This window comes from Corallococcus terminator (assembly GCF_049194865.1).
In the GTDB taxonomy this organism is placed as follows: Bacteria; Myxococcota; Myxococcia; order Myxococcales; family Myxococcaceae; genus Myxococcus; species Myxococcus terminator_A.
In genome coordinates this window covers 112677-126167 of sequence record NZ_JBLZWL010000097.1, presented here as the reverse complement: position 1 = coordinate 126167, position 13491 = coordinate 112677, and the positions used below count along the sequence as shown (strand labels likewise).

The following is a 13491-nucleotide window of genomic DNA, read 5'->3' as shown; positions in this document are numbered from 1 at the left end:
GGACTCGGTTCCCGGCGCCTCCTTCAGCACCACCTTCGATGCCAAGGCCAGCCCCCCAGGCTTCGCCCCGACGCCCGTCACCGTCCGCGCCAACTCCACCGCGGGCGGCATCCTCCTCGAGGTCGGCTACACCGGGCAGGTCTCCTCCGCCGAGCTGTCCATGATGGGCGCCTCCGCGCTCGCCCTGCGCACCGTCTTCGGTGACCTCAGCGAAGCCGAGGCCCAGGCCTTCGTCACCGCCCGCCGCATCGTCGGCCGTCCCCACGTCTCCACCCCTGGCCGCATCCAGTTCTTCATCCCCACGCTCGACGGCAAGGTCCCTCCCGACGGTGTCGTCATCGCGGACGTCGCTCTCCAGGACCCCTTCGGCCGCACCGTCCACACCTCCGCGGTGGAGTTCACCAGCTCCACCTCGTTCGACCCGCTCGTCTCCATCTCCACCCATCCCACCTCGCTCCTGCTGGACCAGGTGGGCCGCCGCGAGCAGCTCACGGTCTTCGGCAACTTCGCCATTGCGGGCGACGTGGACATCTCCGGTGGACGCCGGGGTGTGCTCTACGAGTCGAGCAATCCCGCCATCGTCGCCGTCACCCAGTCCGGTGAGGTCATCGCGCTCGCCCAGGGCGAAGCCACCCTCAAGGTCACCTACGCCGAGCGCACGAAGGAAGTGCCGGTCATCGTCACCGACCCCTCGCGCATCGCGGGCGTCCGCATCACCCCGAGCACCGTCACGCTCGCGCGCGTGCGCGACACCTTCCAGCTCAAGCTCGAGGGCCGACTGGATGACGCCGAGTCAGGCCGGGTCATCGACCTGACCCCGTCGACCCTCCGCACCGTCTGGAGCTCGGAGGACGCCGCCATCGTCTTCGTCACTCCCGAGGGGAGGTTGGAGTCGCGCAGCCCCGGCAGCGTGAACATCACCGCCCGACACACCACCATCGACGAGGTTGTCTGGTCGGACGTCATCCGCGTCGAGGCACAGGATGGTCTCCCCACGGTGCGCCTGTCCGGACCCACGTCCATCGCCGCTGGCGCCAGCTTCGAGGTTCGCGCCGTGGCCTCGGACGACCGCTCCGTCAAACACGTCAGCTTCCTCGTCAACGGCGTGCCCACCGTCATCGACGACACCTCACCGTACTCGCTGCGCCTCCAGGCACCACCGCTCGCGGGCGCGACCTTCAAGGTCGCCGCCATCGCGGTGGACTCCGGAGACCAGGAGTCGTCGCAGGCCATGCTCGACATCAAGGTCGTTCCGCCCGCCGGCCCCAGCACTCGCCAGGTCGTCTATGAGCTGCCCACGCCCGGCGCGAACCTCATCGAGGGCCTCCCCCAGATTCTTCGCGTGACGAGCGGTGACTGGACCTCGGGCAACCTGTCGCCCCTCGACTTCCAGGTCGTTCGCTTCACCGCGGACGGCGCTCCCATCGGCTCCTCCCAGACGGCCCGCGTGGAGCTGCGCCCCGTCCCCAACACCTCGCCTCAGGTGATTGTCGCAGTGCCCCTGTGGGAGATCAGCTACGTCCCCCCGGCGGGCAGCGCCGGCACCTCGGCCGCCATCAAGGCCACGGCCGTGGACCGCCATGGCGCCACGGCGGATGGCTCCACTGTCCTCGTCCGCATCGTCGGCAACGCCCCTCCGCTCATCACCCGCCGCGCGCCCCTGGGCAGCACGGTGGAGGTGACGGAGAAGGTTCCGCTCTCCGTCGAAGGCACGGTGGCGGATGACGCCCTGGCCTTCGGCGTCAAGGTGGCGCTGCTCGTGGACGGCAACGCGGTGGCCACCACGCGTCTGGACCAGGGAGGGCAGGGCGGTACGGCCGAGGGCGGCCAGGCGTTCAAGCTCGTCTGGACGCCTCCGGAGGGAAGCGCTGGCAGGCGTCCTCGCGTCGAGATTCAGGCCATCGACCATGGCGGGCTCGAGCGCCGCATCGGCTTCGAGGCCGTCGTCAAACTGGACGGCCCGCCCTCGGTGGCCATCCAGACGCCCACGTCCACGGACTCCTACGTGGGCGGCACCCCCGTCATGCTCACCGCCGCCGCGTCGGATGACAGCGGCGAGGCGCCGCAGGTGACGTGGAAGGTGAACGGATTGCCGGTGGGGCAGTCCTCCACGCCTCCCTATCGCGTGCTCTGGCGCACACCTGTCGTCGAAGCGGATGGGACCTTCGTCGTCACGGCCATCGCCCGCGACGCGCAGGGACACGAGCAGTCGAGTGGTGCCATCGTGGTGGGGATTCGCCGGGACCTGTCGGCCCCCACGGTGAACATCCTCACACCGCAACATCTGGTGGAGGTGCCGAACTCCCAGTCGCTGCTTGTCACGATCGCTGGGTTCGACGAGGTCGCGCCCCAGCGAGTCGAGCTCTATCTCGATGAGGAGGAGACACCGTTCTTCGTCGATGCCTCACTCGGCGACAACGCGGGCGTCTCCGGTTCGTTCATCAGCTACACCGTCATCCCTACCGACAAGTTCTTCCTGGGCCCGCTCCCCAAGGAGACCCTCAAGCTCACCGCGCACGCGTTCGACTCCTCGGGCAACCACAAGGACGTGAGCCACACCGTCACGCTCAAGGGCGACCGGCCCCCCACTGTCGAGTTCCTCAGTCCCAGTCCCGGCTTCGTCGGCACGGCGGCCACGCAGGTTCCCATCGTCCTCCACGCGGAGGACGATGTGGCCATTTCCAGGGTCGAGCTCTTCAAGGTGCTTGGAGGCACGCGCGAGTCCATCGGCGTCGCCACGGTTCCGCCGTATCGCTTCGACCTGTTGCTGCCGTCGACGCCCGGCACCGTCCAGCTCGTGGCGGAGGCCGTCGACAGCGCGGGCGAGAAGAACGCGGGCACCGTCTCCCTCTCGCTCGACGTGACGGCTGACGACGAGCCCCCCATGGTGGCCTTCCGCGCCCCCTCCGAGGGCACGCGCGTCTACGCTGGCCCCAGCCGCAAGGTGGACGTCGTCGTGGTGGCCACGGACAACGTCCGCGTCAAGAACGCCCGGCTCTTCCTCCAGGACCCGCTCCAGCCCGCGAACCCGGACGCACCGGAGACGCAGGTGGGCTCGGGCGCCATCACCGGAACGCAGGAAGGGCTGTACCAGGTCTTCAAGTGGAGCCTGGATGTGCCCGCCGCACACGCGGGCAAGCCGCTGCGCCTGCGTGCCGTCGTCGCGGATGACGGAGACCGCACCGCGGAGCGTCGCCTGGTGCTCCAGGCCGTGACGAATGCCGCTCCCGTCGTGCAGCTGATGCTTCCCGCGCCTCGCTCCGTGGTGAAGGAGGGCCAGGATGTCACCGTCACCTTCACCGTGTCCGATGACGAAGGTGTCGCGAGCATCGCGGCGCGCTCCGGAGGCGTGACGCTGGAGCCGTTCATCGGCCCCGTCAACACCGCCATCCAGCAGAAGCTGGTCGTGCGCGCCCCCATCGTCACGTCGTCCACGCCCGCGTCCGAGCGGTCCGTGGGCATCATCGCCAAGGACGTGAGCCCGGTGCCCCAGTTCGGGCATGAGGACGTGCTGCTCGACGTCATCGACGACCTGGAGCACCCCACGGCCCTCCTGCTGTCGCCCATTCCGGGGACGGCCACCCAGCCGCTCCAGGTCGCCAACCGGAGCAGCCTCGGTCTGCGCGTGGACGTCTCGGATGATGTCCGCGTCTCCCGTGTCACCGTGGTGCTCGACGGCGTGGAGATCCAACCGGCCGCGCCCCAGCCTCCGTACCTGCGCGCGAGCCAGGAGGACCTCGAGGAGGTCCGTGTCCCCAATCCGCAGGGGCCCGGCGACATCCTCGTCAGCCGACGCTACGTGGGGACCTTCTCCGGAACGGTTCCCCTCAAGCGCACCAACGAGGACCCGGCGAACACCGCGCCCGAGCGGCACGTCATCTGGGCCCGCGCCTATGACCCGGCCGGCAATCCCACGGACACGTCCAAGGTCGAGTTCGATATCGTCTCGGTCGAGGACAAGCTGCCTCCCGTGGTGCGCGTCTCGCTCAAGGGCGTGCCCAACGCGCAGTCGTGCGTGGCCGGCTCGCAGGTGGGGCTCCACGTCCAGGCGTCGGATGACAGCCAGGTGGAGTCCCTCTCCGTTCGCTTCGAGGGAGGCGAGGACCTCAACGAGGACCTGGAGCAGCTCCCGGACACCCTGCCCGCGGCCAGTGTGTCGCTGAGCGGCCCCTTCACGCTGCCTCCGTTGATCAACGGCGAGACGCGCACGGTGAGCTTCGAGGCCACGGCGACGGACAGCAAGGGGCACACCACGGTGTCCGCCTACTCCTGTCTGCTGGTCGCCGACACGGCGCCTGTCGTGCGCTGGGTGTCTCCGACGAGTGGAGACCTGATCGAAGAGCAGCGCTACCAGGGCGCGCTGGAGCTCCAGGATGACGTCGGCTTGCGGGCCGCGTGGCTGGTGGCCTCCACGTCGGAGGTGAAGGCCGTGACGCCCAACGACTTCGCGCTCCACGCGTCAGGACTCGTGGGCACGCCGCAGACTCCGTTCGCGCTCGCGAACTACGCGGTGCCGGTCGCCACGCTGTCGTTCGGCGGTCAGCCGGCCAGTGGTGGAACGCCAGGCGCTCCGTTCACCTTCAGCGTGACGGGCGAGGACGGCGCCGTGCGCGTTACGCCGCAGGTGGCTCTGACCTCGGACAGCGCGCCCGGCTTCCTTCGCCTGAAGGTCGCCTCGGATACTCAAGGGGCCGAGGCTCGCGTCACCTATCACCTGCGCCCGCGTGTGCAGCTCTCCCCGGATGCGCAGGCGGAGCTGGCCAACTTCAAGACCCTGTTCCCGTCCGGTGATCTCACGAAGACCCGCGTGCTCACGCTCGACGCCGGCAATCAGTACGAGGCGGATCTCGGGTTCCCGAAGAACGCCGTGGAGGTGGAGCAGATCCTCGTGGAGCTTCGCGCCCGTGGAGGTGACTCGCGTCCGGTGCTCGTGTCCGAGCTGGCGCTGCGATACCAGTCCGGCCAGCCCTATCAGGTCCGCTCCGCCGCGGGAGGGCAGCGGCTGACGGTGGACCCGCTGTCCACGTTGCTCAACCCGGGGCAGCTCTCCTCGCGTCAGGTGGGCTTCCGCATCCCCTCGTCGTGGACGTCTCCCGACGCGCGCCTCACCACCGTCGCGGTGGACACGCGCGGCGTGGTCACCAAGGACGCTCGGAGCCTGCGGGTGGTGCCCGACACGGTGGTCCCCACGGTGTCCATCGTCGGCCTGGGCGAGAGCCCGACGGCGGTGCGCGGTCAGCCGCTGAAGGTCCGCATGCGGGTCGCCGACAACGCGAGCCTGTCCCACGTCCGCTTGCTGATGGATGGCGTCTCACAGGGCGACACGCTCCTGGTGGGGACGTCGCAGGAAGTGGAGGTCTCCATCCAGCGCGAGGCGCTGGGCGCCGCCGAGCTGTACGCCCAGTCCGTGGACCGCGCCGGCAACGAGACGGTCTCTCTTCCCGCATACGTGCAGATTGTCTCGGATGCGCCGCCGACCCTTCAGATGGATCGGCTGGTGGCGGTGGGCGAGACGCTGTACCGCACGGAGCTGGAAGGCGGCTTCGTCAGCCTGCTCCAGAACAAGAGCGCGACGCTGCACTTCACCGTCAAGGACGACGTGGGCGTGCAGTCGGTGACGACGACCTTCGGCTCGGGTGCGCCGCAGACGCAGACCTTCGCTCCGCCCCAGGTGGGGAGCCGGGCGCTTTCCGTGAGTGTCACTCCACCGGTGGGCCCGGAGGGTCTGCCCACGGTGCTGACGATCACCGTCAAGGACACGGCGAACCAGGAGAAGAGCGCGCGGCTGGTCATCGAGAGCCGCAGGCCGCGAGCGCCCCAGTTGGCGATTCTCGAGCCCGCCCAGGATGGGTACCTGGTGGAAGGCAGCATCCAGCTCCGTCTGGGGGCGCTGGCCGCGGACGACACCAAGGTCACCGGCGTGGAGTTCTTCGTCAACGGCAAGCCCGCCCTCCAGCTCGAGGAGCGGGATGGCGTTGTCGTGCCGACGCTGTTCGACCCCGACGGCAACCCCGTCGCCGCGGACGTCACCGTGCGCGACACCCTCACGGCCCTGCGCGTGGGGCCCGAGGAGATCTCCCGCTTCCGCATCTTCCGAGGGCTGCTGGCGCTGCCTCCGGGCTTCGTCCGGTTGGACCCCACGCGCACCGAGAGCTTCGTGCTCCTGCGCGTCGAGGCGACGGACCTGGAAGGCAACCGCTCCTCGGTGGAGCGGCGGATTCGCATCGCAGAGGACACGGGCCTGCCGGTGGCGAACGTGCTGCGCCCCAGCCTGGGCCGCGACATCATCGAGAACACGCCGGTGCTCATCCAGGTCCAGGCGCACGACAACGCGTTCGTGGACCGGGTGGAGATCTACGCGGGCCCGAGCGCCGAAGGCCTCAAGCTGGTCCACGTCGCCGGAGGCTTCCCGTCGGAGAACGGGCTGCCGGGCTCTCCCTTCGACGTGTACTCGCCCGTCGTCACGTTCCAGCACTCGGTGCCGAAGCTGTCCGAGTTGGGCGGCCTGGACTCCGTGCCGTACTTCATCGCCACGCGGGCCCGGGACATCTCCGGCAACCTGGGTGAGCTGGAGTACCAGCAGATCGACGTCGTGAGAGATCGCGAGCCCGCCCTCTCCATCCTGTCCCCGTCGGATGGGACGACGGCCGTGGCGAGCAACCTGCTGCCGGTGATCCTCTCCGCGGAGGACGACGTCGCCGTCACCTCCGTGTCGCTCTACCTGGATGGCGCCGAGACGCCGGTCGCCACGCTGAACCAGCCCCCGTTCCGCTTCCTGGTCCCCGTGCCGGAGACGGCGGGCGGCACCCTGCGGTTGCAGGGGCGCGCGGTGGACAGCTTCGGGCACATCGTCAATTCGCAGACGGTGGTGCTGTCGGTGGCCGTGGACCAGCCGCCCACGGTGGCCATCGCCCAGCCGGCGCACGGCGCCATCGTGACGGAGGGCCGCGACTTCTCCGTGCTGGTGGCCGCGCAGGACGACGTCGAAGTCCAGCGCGTGGAGGTCACCGTGGAGGGTGGCGTGGACGGCGTGCTGCGCTTCGCCAGCGCCACCCGCCCGTATTCCTTCCGCGTGCCGTTGCCGCATGGCTCCGCGTCGAAGAGCCTCACCATCCGGGCGAATGCGCGGGACTCGTCGGGCAAGACGGTCCACGCGCAGGCCGTGACGGTGCTGGCGAAGGCGGACACCCAGGACCCGGTGGTGAAGCTGGTGTCTCCGGCGAACGGGTCCGCGATGGTGACGGGACTCCGGCTGGATGTGGAGGCTCGCGCCGAGGACAACGTGGGAGTGGCGGGCGTGTCGTTCCTGCTGGAGGTGGGATCGGGTGAAGCGAAGCAGGTGGCCTACGTCCCCGCGCCGCCGTACCGCTTCTCGTACCTGGTACCCAAGGACCTCGTCCCGGACAACGGCGCGTCCGTCCAGTTGAAGTTCACCGCCAAGGCGGTGGACCTGAGCAACCGGTCCGCGACGGACACTGTGACGGTGAACGCCATCGACGACAAGCCGCCGACGGTGGCCTTGAAGAACCCGCCGTTCAAGGTGGTGGCGAAGCTGCCGAGCAGCTTCCACGCGCAGACGGGCGACGACGTCGCGGTGGCCCATGTGACGTTCCTGGTGGGCCCGACGAAGGACTCGCTCGCCGAGGTGGGGCGCCGCTTCCAGTTGCCCTTCGAGCACATCTACGTGGCGGACCCCGCGGACGTGGGCAAGCGCCTGTGGATCGCCGCGCGCGCCGTGGACACCGCCGGACAGTCGACGCAGTCGGAGCCCATCGCGTTCAACGTCGTCGCGGACCAGCTTCCCACCGTGGAGCTGACGCGGCCCGAGGCCGACGGCACCGTCTTCGCTGGCGCGCGGCTGCGACTGGAGGCCAACGCCATCGACGTGGACAGTGGCCTCGAGTCGGTGTCGTTCTTCGTGGACGGTCGCAAGGTGGCCACGGCGCTTGCGCCCGCGGGCATTCCCGGTCGACCCAACGCCTACGTGGCGAGCTTCGTCGCGCCCATCGGCAGCGGGAGCCGCGAGTTCTTCATCAAGGCCGTGGCGGTGGACAAGGCAGGTCAGGAGGCGGAGACGCCCGCCCGGAAGGTGGGCACCATCCCCGACACCACCGCGCCGGCCGTGGAGCTCGTCGACCCGCCGCACCTGGACGTCGTCACCGAAGGCGACCCGCTGCTCCTGTCGGCCTTCGCAGCGGACAACGCCGGCATCCATGACGTGGGCTTCCTCGCGAGCTACACGTCGGAGTCGGGAGAGACGGTGTCAGGCGAGGTTGGCGCTTCGGCGGTGGCGGGGACCAGCTCCGCGAACCGGCCGCAGTACCGCTACTCGTGGCTGGTGCCGACGCCGCTGGCGGGCAAGTCCGTGACGCTCCACGCTCGCGCGAAGGACCTGTCCGGCAACACCACGTCGTCGCAGGCCGTCCAGGTGGAGGCCGGAATGCGGCCTTCCCGGACGCCGTACAAGCCGTTTGGTGGCTCGGGCGAGAGCACCCGCTTGTCCGCGCTGGCGCTGGATGGCGCGGGCCTGGGCGTGGTGGGCGCCACGGGGCTGCCGCTGGGCGCTCCGGTGCGCCGGGGCGTGGAGTTCTTCCGCGTGACGGACGCTCCGCTGGAGGCCCTGGTCGCGCACCCGCTGGAGGGCGTGCCGGTGGCGTCGGCCTTCCATGGGCGCCTGGTGCTCGTCAGCGTCCGCCATGACCTGGCGGCTCGCAACGGTGAGCTGGTGCTGTTCGACACGAGCAACGCGGGCAACATCACGCGTCGGGGCTCCATCGAGCTGTCCGGCCACGACGTGGGCGGTGTGGTGGCGGCGGGGCAACTGGCCTTCGTGGCCAATGGTCATCAGGGCGTCGTGGTGGTGGACCTGTCGAACGTGGACTATCCGCAGCGGTTGACGACGCTGCCCACGAACGGGCCCGCGTTGGACGTGGGGGTGCTCGGCGACAAGCTGTTGGTGGCGGCGGGGTCGGGCGGCCTGCGGGTGTTCGACCTGCTGGACCCGGAGTTGGGCGAGCTGGGCCACGCGGCGGTGCCGGGTGGCGCGGAGACGCTGGAAGTGGTGGGCGAGCGCGTCCACGTGGGTTGCCAGGGCGCCACGGCCTCGCTCGCCGTGGTCGACGTGCGCGCCGCGCCGCGCGTGCTGTCACTGCTGTCGCATGCCCTGGGTCGCGCGGATGTGATGGCCACGGGCCAGCGCTCCGTGTCGGGCCTGGGCAACGTGTCGGTGTCCACGGTGCAGCTCATCGACCAGGCCTCGCGGCCCGTGAAGGGCCTGCTCACCGCCTCCATCATCGATGACGAGGGCCTCGCCACGACCTCCGTGCGGGCCAACCTGCCCGCGGCGCTGGACGTGTCGATGACGGGCGACGGGCTGATGACGCTGTTCGGTCACCAGGGCGTGGCCGAGTTCACCTTGCCCCGCTTCATCGTCACCGACACCACGCCGGGAAATGGCGCGGAGCAGGTGGCGCTCGGCGCGCCGGAGCTGGCGCTGTCCGTGGGTTTCTCGCAGCCAGTGGACCCGGCCACGGTGAGCTCGGCGCGCGTCATCCTGCGCGAAGGGCTGCTCAACGGCCGCGTGCTGACCACCGAGGCTCGGGTGAGCCCGACGGACAGCTATCGCATCGAGCTGCTGCTCCCCGCGGGCGTGAAGCTCGCGCGTGGCAAGGAGCACTCCATCACCGTGGAGGCAGGGGTGGGCAGCACCTTCCAGCGGACGCTGGAGAAGCGCTACCTCTCGCGCTTCCGTACTCGCACGGAGGAGGGGACCGTGCCGCGCGTGGACCGCGTGGAGCCGCGCGCGGGTCCAGTGGACGGCGGTACGCGCGTGACGATTCGCGGCGCGAACTTCGAGTCTGGCGCCCGGGTGTACTTCTCCAACGCGGAGGCGACGGAGGTCTCCGTCAGTGAGTCGAAGACGGTCCTCACCGTGCGCACGCCGCAGCAGGTGGAGGGGCCCGTGAAGGTCACCGTGGTCAACCCGGGTGGGCTGCACGGCAGCCTGCTGGGTGGCTTCATCTACATGGACATCCTGCAGGTGAGCTTCGTCTCGCCGGCCTCCGGCCCCCTGGCGGGCGGGCAGGAAGTGGAGCTGTCCGGCGCGGGCTTCCAGCAGGGCGCGGAGGTCTACTTCCGAGGCCAGGGCGCGCAGACGGCGCGAGGCAGTCTGGCTCCATCGGCCATCGTCCTGTCCCCAGGGCGCATGCGGGTGACGACGCCCGGTGGCGGCTTCGGACCGGCGGACATCTTCGTCAGCAATCCGGACGGACAGCTTGCGATGGCGGAGAACGCCTACCTCTACACGAACCTCTCGACGACGAAGCGGATTGGCCGGTACCAGCCCGCCGTCGATGGGACGGAAGGCCGGCCCTCGTCTCGGCTGCCTCAGGGGCGTCCTGGTTCGCTCGCGCTCGAGAAGGGCCGCGCCTACCTGCTCTCGGATGCGTCCATCCAGCAGGGCGCGGATGTCATCGAGGTGCTCAAGCGCAGCACGCAGGGCGCGCTGTCCATCGTCGACATCTCCGTGCCGGAGAACTCCGAGGTGATGGGCGGCGTCTCCTTCCCTCCGCCCTATCAGCCCAAGGCGCTCGTGGTACGTGAGCGCATCGCCTACGTGGCGGCCGAGGCCGCGGAGCTGACCCATGTGGACATGGTGGGCGAGGGCGGCCCGTCGCTGCTCGTCGTGGACGCCAGCGTGGGCACGCAGCCCCGGCTCGTCATGGCGCTGCCTTATGAGGGCAAGGCGCACGACCTCGCGGTGGTGGATGACCTGGCGCTCGTCGCCGCGGGCGACAGTGGCCTCGCGGTGTTCTCGCTGGTGGAGCCGCTGCGTCCCACGCTGCTCGGCTCCGTGCGCTCCTTCCTGATGAAGGGCTCGGTGCGGACGCCCTCCATCGAGAAGGTGCGGATGCTCGGCCGCCACGCCGTGCTGCTCGCCCGGTCCGGGAACGACGTCGCCACCCTGGTGGTGGACCTGGCGCGCCCGGGTTTCCCGGTGGTCGGCGAGACGCAGGACCTGGGGGACCTGGCCATCCACTCGGGACGTGGGTTGTCGTCGTCGGGGGAGGTGGCCTCCACGGTCTCCCTGGCGCCTCCCACTCAGCCTCGCAAGGTGGCGCAGCTATCGGCCCTCGTGGGCACGCGCTTCTCGCTGTCCGCGCTCGGCACTCACCTGGGCGTGAATGCGGGCGCCGGCGTGGTGCAGCTCTCGGCGGTCTCGGAGCTGGCCGCGCCCCTCGCCGTGGATGCCGTGGACCTGTGGCCCGCGACGCTGCTTTCGGACGTGGGCATCGACCAGGGCGTGGTGGCGGCGACCATCAGCACCGTCTACTCGCCGCCCTCGCAGCCCACGCCCAATGACGGGTTCGTCGTCATCGCGGTGCCGTTCCCCATGGTGATGGCCGTGCGTCCGGCGCCGTATGCGACGGGCGTCCCCACCACGGAGACGCTCGTCGCGGACCTCAACCTCGCGGTGCGCGAGGCGTCGTCCGTCAACGCGCGGCTCTATCGGATGGATGGCTCCTCCGAGGGCGAGGAGCTCCCCGTCCTGGTCACGCAGCAGGTGAGCGCGGCTGGAGTCCACCAGCTCGTCATCGACCCGACCCAGACGCTCAGGGCGCTGACGCGCCACCGGCTGGTCATCTCTGGCCTCCAGACGCTGGGCACGAACGGCTCGCTCATGCCCGGGCGTTTCGTCACGGAGTTCGAGACGTCCCAGGACACGGTGGCACGTCAGGTCGTCGTCGACTCGATTTCGCCCCGTGAGGGCCCGGTGGCGGGCGGCACGCTCGTGACGCTGAAGGGGAGTGGTTTCGAGACCGGACTGGAGGTCCGCCTGGGCGGTGCTCCCGCGGAGCTCGAGTCGTTCTCCGCGAACCAGCTCGTCGTGCGCACGCCCGCGTCGACCGTGGATGGCGCCGCGTCGCTCGAGGTCCGCAACCCGTCCGGCAGCTCGCTGACGCGCGCGGGTGCGTTCATCTACACGAAGTCCTTGTCGCTGCTCGCCGTCACTCCGGGACGAGGCCCCGCGTCGGGTGGAACGAAGGTGCTGCTGCGGGGCACCGGCTTCACGACGAGCGGCACCGTCCAGGTGCGCTTCGGCAACACGCCCGCCCTGCGCGTTCGCGTGCTGGGCATGGAGCGCATCGAGGCGTACACGCCCAACGGCCTGCGCGGCGCGGTGGATGTCACGGTGGCGCAGTCGGATGGGACGAGCGCCACGCTCGAGGACGCCTACATCTTCGACCAGCCGACGGACTCGGCGGTGGCGTTCCAGGGCGCGATTCACGACATGGTGACCATTGGCGACCACGTCTACATGGTGGGCGCTGGCGGCCTTCGCATCGTCGACCTGTCGGGGCTCTACCTGAAGGGCCGGCTGGCGGGGACGCCGATTCCTCCCGAGCGCCGCAACGAGGTCATCGACGAGGACAGTGACCGTCGCGATGACCGCATCATCGGGACGTGGAGCTACCTGGGTGGAGACCTGCTCTCCATCGCGTACGCGTCCGAGTGGAATGACCGCCTCTTCATCGGCGCGGGCGCGACTCAGGATGGGAGCAGCTACACGGCGGGCACCGTCCTCGAGCTGGATATCTCCAACCCGGCCACGCCCAAGATGGTTCGCTCCACCGCTGCCGGAAACGGCGCGGCCTTCGGCCTGGACCTGCGGGGCGACCGGCTGCTGGCCGCCGCTGGCAAGGGCGGCCTGCGCAGCTTCGACATCACGAACGCGGCCTTCCTGCTGAACACCCTGGGTGACCCATTGCTCCCCGAGGTCAGCGCGCTGGCCGTGGAGGAGGAGCTGGCGGTGGTGGGCACCGGCACGTGGACCCCAGGTCATCGCTTCACTGGAGGCCACCTGCACACGGTGCGAGTGGACCGCATGCCGGCGCAACAGGGTTCGCTGCCGCTGGATGTCCAGCGGGTGCGCCTGCGTCGGGACCACGTGGCTGTCGTGGCGGCGGGGACCGAGGGCCTGGTGCTCGTGGACGTGTCGAATCCCGCGCACCCTGTCCGTGGTGCCTCGGTGGGCACCAACACGCTCAAGGGCTTCGCCTCGGACGTGCGGCTGGTGGGGGATGTGGCCTACGTGGCCGTAGGTGCGGCGGGCGTGGCCGTGGTGGACCTGAGTGACTTGCTGAATCCCCGGCTGCTGCACCATGTCGCGGGAGCGAGCGGTGGCTCCGCCGAGCGCGTCGCCGTGGCGGGAGGTCGCATCGTCAGCGCCAGGAACCGTGGCAACGCGGGCTGGGCGCTGGAGTTCGGTCCGGCGGCGGAGCTGACCCTGGTCTCCGCGAGCGTGAAGGCCGGAGACGTGGTGCCGCTCGACGTGCCGTCGCTGCTGCTCACGTTCTCCACGACGGTGACTGCGGAGAGCGCGCGTCAGGCCGTGTCGTTGACGGTGGACGGCACGGAGTGGCTGGGCACGGGCGCGACGGGCGCGGACCTGGAGGCGGGGAGCGCGACGGAGCCGGTCAGCACCGTGCT

The 13491-nt window shown here is 70.2% G+C and carries 1 protein-coding gene (cut by a window edge); it reads left to right on the top strand.

All coding sequences use genetic code 11. The annotated features are described in order from the left end of the window. Window positions 1-160: 160 nt before the first annotated feature. Window positions 161-13491, top strand: partial view of an IPT/TIG domain-containing protein gene (locus tag ACN469_RS30015; RefSeq protein WP_498773351.1) — the start only. It continues 18256 nt past the right edge of the window; 13331 of the gene's 31587 nt are visible here — the first part of the coding sequence; its start codon is at window positions 161-163; its stop codon lies off the right edge, out of view.